This window comes from Pseudomonas sp. CFII68, assembly GCF_000416195.1.
Taxonomy (GTDB): Bacteria; Pseudomonadota; Gammaproteobacteria; order Pseudomonadales; family Pseudomonadaceae; genus Aquipseudomonas; species Aquipseudomonas kilonensis.
The window spans coordinates 1-17049 of the sequence record NZ_ATLN01000098.1 but is presented as its reverse complement, the minus strand read 5'-3'; the positions used below and the strand labels follow the sequence as shown (position 1 = coordinate 17049).

The window sequence follows — 17049 nt, the reverse complement described above, 5'->3', positions numbered from 1 at the left end:
GGCAAGCCTTGCTCCCACAGACCTTGCTCCCGCTGGCCTGCGCAGCAGGCCCCTCGCCTTCGGCTCAGAACCGCGGCTTGACGGTCTTCCACTCCGGCCGGTAACGCTGCATCTGCCGCACATCGTCGCGCTGGCGGATGCCGCAACTGAGGAACTGCTCATGCAGCTTGCCCAGTTGATCCCGGTCCAACTCCAGGCCAAGACCAGGCGCCCGGGTGATCTTCACGCAGCCGTCGACAATCGGCAGCTTGCCGCCCTTGATCACTTCTTCATCCGGTTCCTGCCACGGGTAATGGGTGTCACAGGCGTAATCCAGGTTCGGCACCGCGGCCGCCACGTGGGCCATGGCCATGAGGCTGATGCCCAGGTGCGAGTTCGAATGCATCGACACGCCCAGGTCGAAGGTGCTGCACATTTTCGCCAAGGCCTGGGTGTCGCGCAGGCCGCCCCAGTAATGGTGGTCGGCCAACACGATCTGCACGCTGTCCAGCGCCACGCTGCGGCGAAACTCATCGAAATCGGTGACTACCATGTTGGTCGCCAGCGGCAGCCCCGTGCGTTTGTGCAGCTCGGCCATGCCTTCCAGCCCCGGCGTCGGGTCTTCGTAATACTGCAGGTCATCCCCCAGCAGCTCGGCCATGCGAATCGAGGTTTCCAGGGACCAGTTGCCATTGGGGTCGATGCGCAACGGGTAGCCGGGAAAGGCCTGTTTCAGCGCCTTGATACACGCGACTTCATGCTCCGGATCGAGGGCGCCGGCCTTGAGCTTGATGCTCTTGAAGCCATAGTCCTGGATCATCCGCCGGGCCTGGGCGACGATCTGCTGTTCGTTGAGCGCCTCGCCCCAACTGTCGGGCGGGTACGGCGAATCGATGTGCTCGGCGTACTTGAAAAACAGATAGGCGCTAAACGGAATCTCGTCACGAATCGCGCCGCCCAGCAGGTCCACCAGCGGCACGTTCAGGGAGTGGGCCTGCAAGTCCAGGCACGCCACTTCGAACGCCGAATAGGCATTGCTCACCGCCTTGCTCGCGTGGGAACCCGGCGCCAGTTCGGCACCGGCAACGCTGACCGGTTTCTGCGCGGCGACGGTCGCCTGGACGATAGCCCGCAACTGGTTGAGGTTGAACGGATCCAGGCCGATCAACTGGCTTTGCAACTGCTGCTGGATCGCCAGGGCCGGCGCATCGCCGTAGCTCTCCCCGAGGCCGATGTAACCGTTGTCGCTCTCGATCTCGATGATCGAGCGCAACGCGAACGGCTCGTGGATGCCGCTGGCGTTGAGCAAAGGTGGATCGCGAAAAGCGATGGGGGTGACGGTGACGCGTTTGATCTTCATACAGCGGCTCCCGATGGGCCAGGTTTCAAAGCTTGAGAGGTTTGCGACTGATCGGCTTCGGCGACGGTTTCGGGGCGGCCGGACAGTGAGTTCGGGGTATCGCGCTTCGGTGCGGTGCGGGCAAAAAAGATCACCACGGCGGCGACAAGCGACGTGGCGGCCAACCCATACAGGCCGCCCTCGATGGAACCGGTGGTCTGCTCCAGGAAACCGAAGGCCGTCGGCGCGACAAAGCCGCCGAGGTTACCGATGGAGTTGATCAAGGCGATCACCGCCGCCGCGATGCGTGCATCCAGGTAGCCCTGGGGAATCGGCCAGAACAACGCCGACGCCGCCTTGAAACCGATCGCTGCAAAACAGATCGCCACGAAGGCAAAGATCGGCCCGCCGGTGGTGGACATGAACATGCCGAACGCGGCGATCACCAGCGTCACCGCGACCCAGGCCTGCTGGAATTTCCATTTGCCGGCCAGGGCGGCGAAGCCGTACATCGCGATGATGGAAATGATCCATGGAATGGAGTTGAGCAAACCGACCTGGAAGTCCCCCAGGTTGCCCATTTTCTTGATCATGCTCGGTAGCCAGAACGTGGCGCCATAGATGGTCAGGGCGATGGAGAAGTAGATGAAACAGAACAGCGCGATCTGCCGGTCGGCCAGCAACTTGAACATCGACGGTTTGACCACCTGGGCCGCTTCCCGGGCCCGCTGCTCTTCGGCGATGGCCGCGATCAACACAGTTTTCTCTTCAGCCGTCAGCCATTTGGCTTGGCTCGGGTGTGATTGCAACCAGAACCAGACAAACCCGCACAGCACGATGGAGGCGAAACCTTCGATCAGGAACATCCACTGCCAGCCATGCAGGCCCAACCCGCTGATGTGCAGCAAGGCGCCGGACACCGGGCCGGAAATCACCGAGGCGATGGCCGAACCGCTGAGGAAGATCGCCATCGCCTTGCCGCGCTCGCTGGCGGGCAGCCATTGGGTGAAGTAGTAAATGATGCCGGGAAAGAACCCCGCCTCCGCCGCGCCGAGGATGAAGCGCAGCACATAGAAACTGGTCTCGCCGCGCACAAAGGCCATGGCCATGGCGGCCGCGCCCCAGGTGAACATGATGCGCGTCAACCAGGCCCGCGCGCCGTAGCGTTGCAAGAGCATGTTGGACGGGACTTCGAACAGCGCGTAGCCGATGAAGAACAGTCCGGCGCCGAGCCCGTAGGCCGCGGCGCCGATGCCCAGGTCGGTTTCCAGGTGGCTGCGCACGAAGCCGATGTTGACCCGGTCGATGTAGTTGACGATGAACATCACCACCACCAGCGGCAGGACATGACGTTTGACCTTGGCCGCCGCGAGCGCCAGGGTGCTGTCATGGGTGGAGTCCGTTACGTTATTCAAGGGGTGCCTCCCGATCATTGTTTTTGTGGGGAACGGGACGATGATGGACGCGACGGATTGTTCCCGTCTAATCTAACTTGGCACTTGATTGATACCTGGATTGAATCAATGTTTGAACTGGCCCAGCTGCGCTGCTTCACCACCGTGGCGACCGAACTCAACTTCCGTCGCGCCGCCGAACGCCTGAACATGACCCAGCCACCGCTGAGCCGGCAGATCCAATTGCTGGAGCACCACCTGGGCGTCGAGCTGTTCACCCGCAGCACCCGCAGCGTGGCGCTCACCGCCGCCGGCCGGGCGTTTTTCATCGAAGCGCAGAACCTGCTGGAACAGGCGCAACAAGCCGCCGAGGCCGCCAAGCGTTTTGCCAAGGGTGACATCGGTTCGGTCACCATCAGCTTCGTCGGCAGTGCGGTGTACGAGTTCTTGCCCAAGGTGATCGCCGAGGCCCGGCTGAAACAGCCCCAGGTGAAAATCGTCCTGGCGGAGATGAACACCTACCAACAGCACGAAGCCCTGCGCGCCCGGCGCATCGACCTGGGCATCGTCCGCTCGCCGCTGCTGGAAACCGGCTACGCCACCGAATGCCTGGTGCGCGAACCCTTCGTGCTGGCGGTGCCCGCCGGTCATCCGTTGGCCAGCGCCGAGACCGTGAGCGTGCAGGATCTGGACGGCCAACCGTTCCTCATGTACTCCCACGCCGCCTACCCGCCCTTCAACGAACTGCTCACCGGCATGCTCCGCTCGGCCCGGGTCGCACCGCAATTCGTGCAATGGCTGGGGTCGTCGCTGACGATCCTGGCGCTGGTCAACGCCGGCATGGGCCTGGCGCTGGTACCGCGTTGCGCCACCAGCGTGGTGTTCAAGCAGGTGGTGTTTCGCGAGATCGACCTGGGCGAAGGGGTACAGAGCGAATTGCACCTGGTGTGGCGCGAGGACAACGACAACCCGGCGTTCACCATGTTGCTGGAGGGGATTCGGGGGGCGGTTCGGGAAGGGTTGTGAAGGCGGAACAACAAGGCCCATGCGGCTGGCAGTGCCTGACGGAACCCAACATTCCACCGAGCTTCGTGGTCTTAGGTTGTGAGGGCGCTTGCGGCGCCCCCCACAACACTACCTGGCGACTACCCAGGCTTGTAGTTATCCAGTACTCGATTGACCGCTAGCTCACCCAACATGATGACCCGTTGCAGCACCAGCATCGTTTGGCGCCTTGGGCCGTCCGTCAAATCGGTGAGGTCGCTGACCATCACGCTGGCGGATGCCAAGGATTCGCACGCCTCAACGAGCAACGTTTCGTCATCCACCGCTGCGTCGATGGTGAAGATCGTGCTGGGCTTGCGGGGCGGTATCTGCGTTTTCGTTGCCCCGGGGTTCAGGTAGTGCTTGAGCGCGCGGTCTGCCGCCTCTTTCAACTTTTCGGGGTCGAGAGAGTTGCCGTAGAGTACCGAATAGATATCCGGGGGGTTGGGCGTTACTTTGAACATAAATGACAATTCCTACATTGGAGCTGCAACCGTTCTCGACTAAAAGAAGGGTGGCGGCTGTACGCAGGTTAGTCGACCGGTAGGAATTGGTAAAACCCGGCGCGCCCGAGGACGCCCTGCGCACAACCACCATTTAGTGCAGGCATATAAATGACCTGACTGAACGGTGCTCAAGCACCTTACCAAACCTGATGGGCGACTAAACCCGACCACTGATGGGCAGTGGCAGGTAAACGATAGAAGCCAGGGGCAAAGCGCACAAGCCAGCGGATTCTGACGCATGCGTAAGTAAGGACGCAAGGTCTCGTAGCCTTTGGGGCGTTATGTGGAATGTATTTAAACGTGTCGCGCTGGATATGTTTTCTTAAATTAAACATGGCGACTTTTCTTCGTTATTTCTTGGGGCTGTATGGGTGTAAATACAGTGTCTTATGGGACGCTTTGGCCTCATCGATATTAAACGAGGTTATGCCGTAGATAATACGTTGGCGGATGCTTTGGGGAATTTTCCTACAGTTGACCGGCTACAACTTGTTGCGTTATCAAATGGCACCTTGCCCGATATTGACCTGCGGTTCCTCATAGACCGATTGGACTTTGATCGCTCCCACGCTCTGCGTGGGAATGCATCCCGTGACGCTCTGCGTCACCTTCCAGAAGCGGAACGCGGAGCGTCCCTGGCGACGTTCCCACGCAGGAGCGTGGGAACGATCGATATGTATTTTCAGCCTTAAAAATCACATGGTTGCAATTTGTTCCATGAGAGCTTGCTCCCTCGCCACATTGTCAGCGCTCTTGAGCCATGCACCCGGCTGGTTTGCCAACATCTCACTCCTAGTTGTACGATGACCGATAAACGCACATCGCTCGCGTTCCTGATACCTACAACAACAAGGAAATCCCCATGAAAAAAGCGACATTGGTCATCAGCTTCTTGTGCCTGTTCAGCGGCTACGCAGCGGCAGCCGCTACATCGCCCGAGCAGGAGGTGGCCCAGGCCGTCGACCACCTGACACAAGCCATGCTGCACAAAGACATCCCGCAACTCCAGGCACTGGCCGCCGAGAACCTGACCTACGGGCACTCCAGCGGCAACATCCAGGACAAGAAGGCCTTCATCGCCGACATCGAAACGGGCAAGAGCGCATTCAAGACCCTGGAAATGCAGAACCAGAAAATCACCTTGTCGGGTAACGTGGCGCTGGTGCGCAACCACTTCTCGGCGCAGGCGCTCAAGGGCGCTGAGGTGGTGCCGACGGAAATCGAGAACTTCCAGATCTGGCAGAAACAGAAGAATGGCAAATGGCTGCTGATCGGTCGTCAGGCGTTTCGGTTCTGACCTGAAAATCTACATGGGCGCCGCTAGTTGACTGAACCGCTGGGATTCAATGTGGCGAGGGGATTTATCCCCGCTGGGCTGCGAAGCAGCCCTGAAACCAGGCAACTCGGTGTATCAGTCTGATTGCATCGCTGCTGTTGGGACTGCTTCGCAGTCCAGCGGGGATAAATCCCCTCGCCACAGGTCACAGTGACTTCAATCCGTCGCCCACTGCTGGCGGTATTGCAACAGGAAATCCACAAAAGCGCGCACCCGCTGCGGCACATACCGACCGTGGGGATACAACAAGGTGAACGGCCGCGACCGCCCCGCGAAAGGCGCAAGCACCTCCACCAGTTGCCCGTTAGCCAGCTCCTGTTCGACGATGAATTTGTAAGTCTGGAACAAGCCCGCGCCATGCTTGGCCAGCGTCACGCCGCCGAGCACATCGTCCGAACAGCAATAGCCTCCTTCGCCGAACACTTCCTTTTCCTTGCCCTCGACATTGAACAACCAGGAAATCCGTCGCCCGCTACTGGGCAATTCGAACTGGATGCACTCGTGATCGTCCAGGTCTTCAAGCACCTGCGGCGTGCCGGCCTTGCGCAGATAGTCAGGAGACGCGACCACCACCAGTTTCCCGTCTTCCAGCAGCCGGGCGATCAACGACGAGTCCGGCTGGGCCCGCACCCGGATGGCGAGGTCATAACCTTCGGCGACGAAATCGATGTTTCGATTGCTCAGGTGCAGGTCCACCGTCACTTGCGGGTACAGCGCCCGAAAGGCCGGCAGCAAGGGCAGGATGCGGTGATGACCGTAGGTGGTGGGCAGGCTGATGCGCAGTTGCCCGGACGGCACCGATTGCGCGCCCATCATTTCCTGTTGCGCCTCGACCAGTTGCGTCAACGCCTGGCGGCATTGCTCGAAATAGGTCTTGCCGGCTTCGGTCAGGCGAATACTGCGGGTGGTGCGCACGAAAAGCCGTGAGCCCAGGCGCTCTTCCAGGCGAAAGATCGAGCGGCTCACCGCCGCCGGGGTAACCCCCGCCAACTGCGCCGCCGCGGTGAAACTGCCCGCCTCCGCCGCCAGGCAGAACAATTCTATGCTGCCCAACTGCAGGTCTTCGAAATGACGCTTCATGATTCATTACACCGCGTATCAACTGAAGTTTCCAAAGGCCTGTTTATCAGTCTGCGGCGTATAAATATAGTGGCCTCTCAACGGCGTGGGATTCTTCCTGCGCACTTTCTCAGCTGCTGGAGTGCAACATGCCTTTCGTCAATGTGCGAATTACCCGAGACGGCGTCACCCGTGAACAGAAAGCCCAGGTGATTTCCGAAATCACCGAAACCCTCCAGCGCGTACTGGGCAAGGACCCGCATTTGACCCACATCGTGATCGAGGAAGTCGACACCGATAACTGGGGATACGCGGGGATGACGACGACGCAGTATCGAAGTCTTCCCAAGGAATAACCCTCCCCCCTTCCGAGCCCGGTCCAATTGACCGGGCTTTCTATGTCTACCACCCCAATAACTCTGTGGGAGCGAGCCTGCTCGCGATAGCGGTGTGTCAGTCAACATCAATCCCGATTGGCCTGACGCCATCGCGAGCAGGCTCGCTCCCACAGGGGATTACTGGCGAACGTGGATTTTGCGATCAGCCGGGAACATTGTGGGAGCGGGCTTGCTCGCGAAGGCGGTGTGTCAGCAATGGAGTTTTGACTGGCACACCGCCTTCGCGAGCAAGCCCGCTCCCACAGGGATTTATGGGTATTTTAGATTGATTACATGACGTATCAACTCAAGTACCAGAAGCCTTATTTATCAAACCCTGAGGCATCAATACCCTGAGCTCAACCACCGCCGACACAGGCGCACCGGTTCAACTCAATGTGATCAGGAGTCAATCATGAGTCTCAAAAAAACCGTCATCATTACCGGCGCTTCCAGCGGGATCGGCCTGGGTCTGGTCAAGACGTTCCTGGGTCGGGGTTATAACGTGGTGGGCAATGCCCGCTCCCCGTCCGGCCTGGACGCTGCTGCCGCCGAACTCGGTCACCCGGCCGGTTTCATCGGCGTGGCCGGCGATATCGCCGACCCGGCCACTTCAACCGCCCTCATCAGCCAAGCCGTCGAGGCGTTTGGCGCCGTTGACGGGTTGGTGAACAACGCCGGTTTCTTCCTGCCAAAACCCTTCGTCGAATACAGCCCCCAAGACCTGGACGCGCTGCTGGACACCAACCTCAAGGGCCTCGTCTACGCCAGCCAGGCCGCTGCCGCGCACATGATCGGGCGCCAGCAAGGCTTCATCATCAACATTTCAGCCGCCGTGGCCCTGCAACCGAACATCCAGGTGCCGGCGGCGCTGCCGGTGTTGATCAAGGGCGGCGTCAACCAGATGACCCGCGCCCTGGCCCTGGAACTGTCGCCCCACAACATCAAGGTCAACGCGGTCGCCCCCGGCATCATCGACACGCCCATGCACGACCCGGCTCACCGCGAATTCCTCGACAACCTGGCCCCCGCCGGTCGCGTGGGCACCGTCGAGGAAATTGCCGAGGCCGTGTTGTACCTGGCGGGCGCCGATTTCACGACGGGCGCGATACTGCCGGTGGACGGCGGGATGAGCACAGGCAAGTGGTAAAAAGAAAAACCCCGAAGGCAGAACCTTCGGGTTTTTCATGAAGCGCGGAACTCAGAGCGTGTAGGAGATGCCGGCCTGCACGGTCCGCGGTGCGCCTGGGTAGGCGTAGACACCACCAAATGCGCCTTCCTCATAATCGGCGTCGAACAGATTCTTCAGGTCCAGGTTGAGGCGGATCCGCTCGTTGACCTTGTAGTAACCGAGCAGGTCCACGACGGTGTAGCTGTCCATGGTAAAGGTGCTGGCCGCGGTATTGCCGGCCCGCTCATCGACGTACTTGGCGCCCAGGCCCAGGCCGAGACCTTTGAGGCCACCGTCCTGGAACTCGTAGACGTTCAACAGGCTGAAGGAGTTCTTGGGCACGTTGAGCAGGCGGGTGCCGGACGGGATATTGATGTCCTTGGTCACTTCGGCATCCACATACGCGTAGCCACCGATCACGCGCCATTCTGGCGTCAAATTGCCCGCCACGTTCAAGTCAAAGCCACGGCTGCGCACTTCCCCGGCAGCCACGTTGAAGGTGGCGTCCAGCGGGTCGGGCGTGAGGACGTTGCGCTTTTCAATCTGGTAGATCGCCGCGTCAACGCTCAACTGGCGATCCAGCGCTTCCCACTTGACGCCCATTTCGTAGGACTTGCCCTCTTCCGGCTTAAACCCCTCACCCTGACCCTGGCGACTCGCTCCGGTGTTGGGTTTGAACGAGCGCGCGGTGTTGGCGTAGAGCGCAACGGTATCGGTCAGATCGTAGATCACCCCCAGGCGTGGGGTGACGGCATTTTCAGTCTTGTCCCAGTTACGGCTACCGGGCCGAGCCTGAGGGACGAAGGATTCGTACTCATGCTCGAAATGCTCGAAACGCGCCCCTGCCAACACCTTCAGGCGCTCAGTCAGCGCCACCTGATCCTGGACGAACACACCAAACGTCTTGAGGTTTTCCTGGTCATCGGTGGGCTTGCGCGTCAACGCCGGGCGTGGCTGGCCATGCACCGGGTCGAAGATATCGATCGGGTAGGCACCGGCGGCGCCGGAGGAACGCTGGATGATGGACTGGTAGTCGTAGTCCTCATACTCGATGCCTGTCAGCAACGTGTGCTCGAACCCGCCGGTGGAAAAATGCCCGGTGAGGTTGAGCTGGGTGTCGCGGTCGGTCCATTCCAGCTTGCGGTAGTTGAAGTTGCGACTCAGGGTACGCCCATCGGCGCCGATTCTGTTGCCCTCCACGGCATTGCCCTGCAAGGTGCCGTCGAGCCATTGGGTACCGCCGGCCAGGGTCCAGTCGTCGTTGAGCATGTGCTCGAAACGCACCTGCAGCATGTTGTTGTCGTTGTGCAGCTTGCCGGCGTCTTTTTCGCCGAAGAACGTATCGCGCGACGCGGTGCCGCGCTGGCCGGCGTAATGGGTCAAGCCACGGTCCAGCGGCGCATTGTTGCGCATGAAATCGCCTTCGAAGGTCAGGCGCGTGGTGTCGTTGACCTGCCAGCTCACCACTGGCGCGATGCCGTAGCGCTCGGTCTCGACGTGGTCGCGGAACGTGTCACCACCCTCACCGATCACGTTCAGGCGATAAGCCAGGCGCCCTTCCTCGTCCAATGGACCGGAGGCGTCCAACGTACCGCGACGCATCCCCTGGTCGCTGACCTGGCTGCCCAGGGTCACCGTGCGCTCGGCCAACGGCTGCTTGGACACTACGTTGAAGGTACCGCCCGGGTCGCCACGGCCATAAAGCATGGTGGCCGGGCCGCGCAGGACTTCCAGCCGCTCGATGGTGTTGGCGTCCGGCATGTTCGGGTAGCCACGGTTGATCGGGAAACCGTTGCGGTAGAACTCTCCGGTGGTGAAACCGCGTACGGTGAAGGTGGTCAGGCCCTGGCCGCCAAAGTTGTTGCCCCGGCCTACCCCGCCGGCGTAATCGAGGGCGTCCTGCAGGCGCGTAGCGCCGAGGTCTTCGACCACGTCGCGAGACACCACGGAAATCGATTGTGGGGTTTCATGGATCGCCGTGTCGGTACGGGTGGCACTGGCCGAACGGGTGGCGTGATAGCCCTTCACCGGACCTTGTGCTGATTCATAGTCGGCGTTACCGACGATATCCGTGGCTTGCAACTCAAGGGAGGCCGGCTTGGCAGGGATTGGCTCTTCGGCCCAGGTGGGAATGGAATAAGCCTGGAGCACACACAGTGAAACGAGAATCCGACGCATCGATGCACAATCCTAATGGAAACAAGCCACCCACATCGGGAGGCTGACAAAAATGTGTCGCGAAAGATACAGTAACTCATTGTCGTTTGATATCTATTCCCATTAACACTGACGTTTTTTGTGACCGGTCAGTCCGTCATCGCGAGCAAGCTTTGCTCCCACAGGGATCTTCAGCGGGAACAAGTCTTGTGGTTGGCCCCTGCCTCACCCTGTGGGAGCAAAGCTTGCTCGCGATGGCGCCAGAACAATCACCCCCGACCCTATCGGCCCGCCGCAATCGACTCCTGCTCCACCCGCTGGAAGAACACCTGCGCACGATGATCCTGGGTATAAGCCACGTTCAACCGCAACCAATCGCACGCCTCGCCCTGGGGCAGGAACGTCGAGCCTTGGGACAACTGGATTTGCAGCTCCCGGGCGATCTGCTGCACTCGTTGTGCCGCCAGCCACCGCGGCCTGGCCCAGACGAACAGGCCCCCCATCGGCTCGGCAAATACCTCCCAGTGGGCCGGGTCCAATTGGCGCAGCGTGCTCGCCATCTGCTTGTTCAGGCGCTGGCGCAAGCGCTGGATCAGCTTGCGATAAGCACCGTTGGCCAGCAACGTCGCCACCACGTTTTCCGCCAGCAGCGAACAACCGATGCCGGTAATCATCTTGACTTCGGCCAGGCGCTGGATGATCTCGGGATGAGCGACCACGTAACCGATGCGCAGCGAACTGGACAGTGTCTTGGAAAAACTCGCCAGGTAGATCACCCGGTCCAGGGCATCCAGGGAGGCCAAGCGTGAGGTCGGACCGTTCTGGAAATCGGCGTAGATGTCGTCCTCGATGAGGCGAAAGTCATGGGCGGTTGCCAGTTGCAGCAGACGATAGGCCACGCTCGGCGCCAGGCTGGTGCCAGTGGGGTTCTGGTACATGCTGTTGATGAAGAAATACGCGGGTTTGTGCTCGCCGAGAAGCTGTTCCAGGCGGGCGATGTCCGGGCCTTGCGCGGTTCTTGGCACCGCCACGGTCTGGACCCCATGCAGTTTCAGCAGATTGAACAGGTTGTAGTAGCCAGGGCTTTCCACCAGCACCAGGTCACCGGGCTTGAGCAGGGCTCGCACCAGCAGGTCGAGGCCCTGGCTGGCGCCTTGGGTGGTGATGATTTGCGCCGGGTCGACGTGAATATCGATCAGGCCCAGGCGCTTTTGCAGGTGCAGGCGCAGCTGAGGCGACCCCAACGGGGTGCTGTAGTTGAACAACGCGTGGTTGTCGCTGCGCACCACTTGGCGGATCGCCTGGCCCAGGTCAGTGTCGTCGCGCCAGGCGTCGGGCAGCCAGCCACAACCAAGCTTGAGCTGCGTCGACTCATTGTCGAACAACCGCCACCGCGCGTTATCCGTTTCGGGCTCCGGCTCCACAGGTCGGACCAACTGCTGCGCGACAAAAAAACCCGCGCCATGTCGAGACTCCAGCACCCCACTGGCAACCAGTTGGTCATAGGCCTTGATCACGCTCGACAGGCTCAGGCTGTTCTCACGGGCCAGTTGGCGAATGGACGGCATGCGCGCGCCGGGGCGGATGCCATGGGCGTTGATCCAGCCCATGAGGTGCGTCACGAGTTGCCGGATCACGGGCTCGACAACGTTGCGATCAATCTTCAGGTCCACGGCTGGCACTCTTGGCTAAGTGTTCTCGAATTTTTAGCGAACAGTTAAGCACAAATGGCCTGGGTCTGTTCCTTGTTTGCGCTGTGCCCGGCAGTGATAGTCCCCGGGACTTCATGCACACCCTTTAAGGAACACCCTTGAACCCATCGCATCGACATTCCTGGGGGCTGGCTTTCGGCCTTTGCCTGATCACCCTCGCGGTCAACCTGCAGGCGCCGCTGTACACCACCTATGCGCAGTTGTCCGGCTACGGGGCCGGCGCCACGGCGGTGGCGTTTTCCGGTTATGTGCTGGGTGTGTTGCCGGTCCTGCTGGCGTTCGGCGGGCTGGCCGACCGGGTGGGACGCAAGCCGTTGATCCTGGTTGCCCTCGGGCTGTCGATGCTGGCGACGCTGGTGACACTGCTCTGGCCGAGCCTCGAGGCGCTGGGCGTGGCGCGCCTGATGATGGGGATCGGCACAGGGCTGGCCTCGGCCACATCAACCGCCTACATGGCCGAGCTCATGGCAACCCGCGATCCCCGCGCGCCGGCCAACCGGGTCACCGCCAGCACCTCCCTGGGCTTTGGCCTGGGCGCGGCGTTGACCAGTCTATTCCTGTTCGTCCATCACAGCGCCACGCCCGGCAGCTTCTGGTTGCAGCTGATGTTGGCTGCCATCGCGATCGTCGTGGTCTGGCGGTTACCGGACCCGGCGCTGAAAATCAATGACGCACCGTTGCTGCGCCTGCCGTTGTTTCCCGCCGGCAGCCTGCCCTACAGTTTTTCCATGCTGTTGGCCTGGGCGACCTCGGGCCTGGTCATCGCCATATTGCCGTCAGTGCTGGCGACCCACGACTTGCAGCGTTGGTCTGGCCTGTCGACCTTCACGGTCATCAGTTGCGGCTTGCTCTTCCAGCCCTGGGTTCGGCGCATGCAACCGGCCAGGGCCACGGGCCTGGGCCTGTTGATCCTGCCTGCGAGCTACGCGTTGCTGGCCTGGGGCGCGAGCGCCGGCTCCCTGCTCGCCGTGTTGCTCGGAGCACTGGGCGCCAGCAGCGCTTGCTACGGTTTCCTGTACCTGGGCGGGTTATCGGCCGTCACGGCCATGGCTGGGGCGGAAAAGGCCCGGGTCAGTGCCGGGTTCTTTCTGTTCGCCTATGTCGGGTTCAGCATTCCGGTGGTGGTGACCGGGTTGTTGGCTGACGCTTTTGGCGCTGACGTGGCGTTGATCGTGTTCGGCCTGGCGCTGCTGGCGGGGGCGGTTGTCACGGGATGGCGCATAGTCCGGACGCAGGCGTATGTGGCCCATCTGTCCCACGGCTGAACACAAAACCTTGTGGCGAGGGGATTTAGCGAAACGTCGCACCGCCCCGCTGGGCTGCGCAGCAGCCCTAAAACCTGACATTGCGGTGTGTCAGGCAGATAGGATCTGCTCATCTTGGGGGCTGCTGCGCAGCCCAGCGGGGATAAATCCCCTCGCCACAGTTTTCGTATCCTTGACGGCTTCATCGCCTGCTTCAAGGACCGCGCTCGGCAAAGTCGTATACCATATCCCCACCTAAGCCGAACGACCCGCCGCCGTGACTTTATCCAAGTTCAACCTGCCTGACCTGGGCAACACCCCTTCCACCTCGGAAATCATCACCCGCCACCTGCGCGATGCCATCGTGGCCGGGCATTTTGCCGAGGACGAGCCGATTCGCCAGGATGACATCGCCCGGCAGTTCAACGTCAGCAAGATCCCCGTGCGCGAGGCCCTCAAGCGTCTGGAGGCCGAGGGCCTGGTGATGTTCCAGCGCAATCGCGGGGCGATGGTGACGCGCATTTCCGAGGCGGAGCTGGCGCAGATGTTCGAGGTGCGAATGCTGCTGGAAGACAAAGTGCTGCGCCTGGCGATTCCCAACATGACCGAAGCCACCTTCGCCCGTGCCGAAAGCATCTGCCGGGAGTTCATCGGTGAAGACGACGTCGGGCGTTGGGCCGAGCTGAACTGGCAACTGCATGCCTGCCTCTACGAACCGGCGCAACGGCCCTTCATGGTGAGCCTGATCCGCTCGGTGCACGACAAGCTGGAACGTTACCTGCGCATGCAGATGAGCCTGTCGGCCGGGAAGGACCGTGCCGATCACGAGCACCGGGCAATCATCAAGGCCTGCCGCGCCGGTGATGTCGAGCAGGCCGTGGCGCTGCTGGACGAACACATCGCCGGGGTCTGCGAGACCTTGTTCAAGTTCCTGCCTTCCAGCCATTGATGGGCCTGCACTGTGCCGATTTCGTCATCGGCGACAGGTAAAACCATCAAGCCGTCGCCCCCTGGCGCGGGCCACGCTTGCCGTCACTCATCTGAACGGACGTGGCCCTCCCATGAAACGCATCACCGTGATCGATTCCCATACCGGCGGCGAACCGACCCGACTGGTCACCGACGGTTTTCCTGACCTGGGCCAGGGCAGCATGGCCGAGCGCAAGCAACGCCTGGCCACGGAACACGACGCCTGGCGCAGCGCCTGCGTGCTCGAACCCCGGGGCAGCGATGTGCTGGTGGGGGCGCTGCTTTGTGAGCCGGTGGACCCCAGCGCCTGTGCCGGCGTGATCTTTTTCAATAACAGCGGCTACCTGGGCATGTGCGGCCACGGCACCATCGGCCTGGTGGCGTCACTGGCCCACCTGGGCAGGATCGGCCCCGGCGTGCACAGCATCGAAACCCCGGTAGGCACGGTACAGGCAACCTTGCACGAAGACCGCTCGGTCAGCGTGCGCAACGTGCCGGCCTACCGTTACCGCAAGGCCCTGGTCCTGGAGGTGCCCGGCATCGGCCCGGTGGTGGGCGACGTGGCCTGGGGCGGCAACTGGTTTTTCCTGATCGCCGAACATGGCCAACGCGTGGCCGGCGATAACCTCGACGCGTTGACCGCCTACACCTACGCCGTACAGCAAGCCTTGGAGCAGCAGGGTTTTCGCGGCGAGGACGGCGGCCTGATCGACCACATCGAACTGTTTGCCGACGACCCGCAAGCCGACAGCCGCAACTTCGTGCTCTGCCCGGGCAAGGCCTATGACCGCTCCCCTTGCGGCACCGGCACCAGCGCCAAACTGGCGTGCCTGGCGGCCGATGGAAAACTGCAACCCGGCCAGATCTGGCGCCAGGCCAGTGTCATTGGCAGCGAGTTCGAGGGTTCCTACGAGCGCTCGGGCGAGCGCATCGTGCCGACCATTCGCGGTCGCGCCTACATCAGCGCCGAAACCACACTGATCATCGAAGCGGATGACCCGTTCGCCTGGGGCATTCGTCCGTGAGCGAGGGCCATGTCGCCGACGTGATCATCATTGGCGCGGGCATCATCGGTGCGGCCTGCGCCCAGGCGTTGGCCCGACGCAACGTCAACGTGTTGGTGCTGGACGCCGGTTGGCACGGCGCCACGGCGGCCGGCATGGGGCACCTGCTGGTGCTCGATGACAACCCGGCGGAACTGGCCCTGAGTCAATATTCCCTGCAACGCTGGCGCGAGCTGGCCCCCGCCCTGCCCGACGGCTGCGCCTGGCGCAACAACGGCACCTTGTGGCTGGCGGCCAATGCCGAAGAAATGGCGGTGGCCCATAGCAAATACCTGAACCTGCTGGCCCATGGCGAAGCCTGCGAACTGATCGGCCACGCCGCGCTGCATCAGCGTGAACCCGAGCTACGCCCAGGCCTGGAAGGTGGGCTGCTGATCAAGGGCGACGGGATCCTCTACGCCCCGGCCGTCGCGCGCTGGATGCTGGACGCGCGCAACATTCGCCAGCAACGGGCGCAGGTCAGCGAAATCGACGGTCATCGCGTGCGCCTCGACGACGGTCGCTGGTTGAGCGCCGAAGCGGTGGTCCTCGCCAATGGCATCCAGGCCACTGAATTGTGCCCGGAACTGCCGATAGTGCCGAAGAAGGGCCACCTGCTGATCACCGACCGCTACCCCGCCACCGTCACCCACACCCTGGTGGAACTGGGCTACGTCACCAGCGCCCATAACGCCAGCGGACCGTCGGTGGCGTGCAATATCCAGCCGCGCCCGACCGGGCAATTGTTCATCGGCGCCTCGCGGCAGTTCGACACCGTCGACCCGCAGGTGGAAGGCTGGATGCTGGCGAAGATGCTCAAGCGCGCCGTCGAATACCTGCCAGGATTGGCGCATCTGAACGGCATCAGGGCCTGGACCGGTTTTCGCGCAGCGAGCCCCGACGGCTTACCCCTGGTGGGCCAACATCCACAGCGCCAGGGACTGTGGCTGGCGGTGGGACACGAGGGCCTGGGCGTCACCACCGCGCCGGCGACGGCCGACCTGCTGGTGGCGCAGCTGTTCGACGAAACCTCACCACTGGCCGCGCAGCCTTACCTGCCGCAGCGTTTTTTGGGAGAACCGGTGCATGCCTAAAGCCCGACACACATCCCCTGTGACGAGGGAGCAAGCTCGCGCTGGGCACCGTAGGAGCTGCCGAAGGCTGCGATCTTTTGATCTTTCGCTTGAGATTCGAGCTATCAGGGAAAAGATCGCAGCCTCGCTCCGCTCGGCAGCTCCTACAGACCCAGCGGGAGCAAGCTCCCTCGCCACAGGTTTTGGGTGTGCTCCTGACATCCACTTATCCAAGGAGTATTGGAGCCATGCCTGACTTGTTTTTGGACGGCCGCCCACTCTCGGTTGCCAACGGCACCAGCGTCGCGGCGGCATTGGCGTTGGGCGCGGATGGTTGCAGTCGCACCTCGGTCAGCGGCCAGCGCCGTGCGCCGTTGTGCGGCATGGGCATCTGCCAGGAATGCCGGGTGCTGATCGACGGTCGTCGACGCCTGGCCTGCCAGACCCTGTGTCTCGATGGCATGCAGGTGCAGACCCGACCATGAACGAAACCACCGACCTTCTGATCATCGGTGCCGGCCCCGCTGGCATGGCCGCCGCCCTCGCCGCGGCCAGCAGCGGCGCACGCATCGTGCTGTTGGACGACAACCCGCTGCCCGGTGGGCAGATCTGGCGTGACGGCCCCCAGGCCAACCTGCCCAGCGCC

At 62.0% G+C, this 17049-nt stretch carries 16 protein-coding genes; 10 read left to right on the top strand and 6 right to left on the bottom strand.

Features of this window, described 5'->3' with window-relative positions; translation table 11 throughout:
* Nucleotides 1–64: 64 nt before the first annotated feature.
* Complete coding sequence (locus tag CFII68_RS09685) at nt 65–1339, bottom strand: glucarate dehydratase family protein (protein WP_018609627.1); 1275 nt, start codon at nt 1337–1339, stop codon at nt 65–67.
* Nucleotides 1336–2751 carry an MFS transporter gene (locus tag CFII68_RS09690; RefSeq protein ID WP_050585409.1) on the bottom strand — a complete coding sequence of 472 codons (1416 nt, stop codon included), beginning with the start codon at nt 2749–2751 and terminating at the stop codon, nt 1336–1338. The genes CFII68_RS09685 and CFII68_RS09690 overlap by 4 nt, the downstream gene beginning before the upstream one ends.
* Before the next feature lie 90 nt (nt 2752–2841).
* On the opposite strand from CFII68_RS09690, the gene CFII68_RS09695 reads away from it, so the two are divergent.
* A complete protein-coding gene (locus CFII68_RS09695) occupies nt 2842–3738 on the top strand; it encodes a LysR substrate-binding domain-containing protein (protein WP_018609622.1) in 897 nt (298 codons plus the stop codon).
* A 119-nt stretch (nt 3739–3857) separates the two neighbouring features.
* Here the strand turns inward: CFII68_RS09695 and CFII68_RS09700 are convergent, their stop codons facing one another.
* Nucleotides 3858–4220: a DUF6124 family protein gene (locus CFII68_RS09700; protein ID WP_018609620.1), complete on the bottom strand. Its 363-nt coding sequence runs from the start codon at nt 4218–4220 to the stop codon at nt 3858–3860.
* A gap of 904 nt (nt 4221–5124) precedes the next feature.
* Here CFII68_RS09700 and CFII68_RS09705 point away from each other — a divergent pair.
* Entirely contained in the window at nt 5125–5559 is a 435-nt protein-coding gene (locus tag CFII68_RS09705) for a nuclear transport factor 2 family protein (protein ID WP_018609618.1), read from the top strand.
* A 195-nt stretch (nt 5560–5754) separates the two neighbouring features.
* Here CFII68_RS09705 and CFII68_RS09710 read toward each other — a convergent pair whose 3' ends face one another.
* Entirely contained in the window at nt 5755–6678 is a 924-nt protein-coding gene (locus tag CFII68_RS09710) for a LysR family transcriptional regulator (RefSeq protein WP_018609616.1), read from the bottom strand.
* A gap of 128 nt (nt 6679–6806) precedes the next feature.
* Here CFII68_RS09710 and CFII68_RS09715 point away from each other — a divergent pair, with 128 nt between their 5' ends.
* Both CFII68_RS09715 and CFII68_RS09720 read left to right on the top strand, forming a co-directional pair.
* The gene (locus CFII68_RS09715) at nt 6807–7013 is read left to right on the top strand and encodes a 4-oxalocrotonate tautomerase family protein (RefSeq protein WP_003202537.1); all 207 of its coding nucleotides are present in this window, start codon (nt 6807–6809) and stop codon (nt 7011–7013) included.
* A gap of 436 nt (nt 7014–7449) precedes the next feature.
* A complete protein-coding gene (locus CFII68_RS09720; protein ID WP_018609611.1) occupies nt 7450–8184 on the top strand; it encodes an SDR family NAD(P)-dependent oxidoreductase in 735 nt (244 codons plus the stop codon).
* Between the two features lie 51 nt (nt 8185–8235).
* On the opposite strand, the gene CFII68_RS09725 is transcribed toward CFII68_RS09720, so the two are convergent.
* Both CFII68_RS09725 and CFII68_RS09730 read right to left on the bottom strand, forming a co-directional pair.
* Nucleotides 8236–10383 carry a TonB-dependent siderophore receptor gene (locus tag CFII68_RS09725; RefSeq protein WP_018609609.1) on the bottom strand — a complete coding sequence of 716 codons (2148 nt, stop codon included), beginning with the start codon at nt 10381–10383 and terminating at the stop codon, nt 8236–8238.
* A 260-nt stretch (nt 10384–10643) separates the two neighbouring features.
* Complete coding sequence (locus tag CFII68_RS09730; protein WP_018609607.1) at nt 10644–12035, bottom strand: PLP-dependent aminotransferase family protein; 1392 nt, start codon at nt 12033–12035, stop codon at nt 10644–10646.
* A gap of 137 nt (nt 12036–12172) precedes the next feature.
* On the opposite strand from CFII68_RS09730, the gene CFII68_RS09735 reads away from it, so the two are divergent.
* From CFII68_RS09735 to CFII68_RS26945, 6 genes are all read left to right on the top strand, one after another.
* The gene (locus CFII68_RS09735; RefSeq protein ID WP_018609605.1) at nt 12173–13339 is read left to right on the top strand and encodes an MFS transporter; all 1167 of its coding nucleotides are present in this window, start codon (nt 12173–12175) and stop codon (nt 13337–13339) included.
* A 256-nt stretch (nt 13340–13595) separates the two neighbouring features.
* Entirely contained in the window at nt 13596–14267 is a 672-nt protein-coding gene (locus tag CFII68_RS09740; protein ID WP_018609603.1) for a GntR family transcriptional regulator, read from the top strand.
* 112 nt (nt 14268–14379) lie between these two features.
* Nucleotides 14380–15312, top strand: coding sequence for a 4-hydroxyproline epimerase (locus CFII68_RS09745; protein ID WP_018609601.1), 933 nt, complete (start codon nt 14380–14382; stop codon nt 15310–15312).
* Nucleotides 15309–16424: an FAD-binding oxidoreductase gene (locus tag CFII68_RS09750; protein WP_018609599.1), complete on the top strand. Its 1116-nt coding sequence runs from the start codon at nt 15309–15311 to the stop codon at nt 16422–16424. Before CFII68_RS09745 ends, CFII68_RS09750 begins: the two co-directional genes overlap by 4 nt.
* Nucleotides 16425–16651: 227 nt before the next feature.
* A complete protein-coding gene (locus CFII68_RS09755; protein ID WP_018609598.1) occupies nt 16652–16888 on the top strand; it encodes a 2Fe-2S iron-sulfur cluster-binding protein in 237 nt (78 codons plus the stop codon).
* A partial coding sequence (locus CFII68_RS26945; RefSeq protein WP_018609596.1) for an FAD-dependent oxidoreductase occupies nt 16885–17049 on the top strand: 165 nt, incomplete at its 3' end. The genes CFII68_RS09755 and CFII68_RS26945, both read left to right, overlap by 4 nt.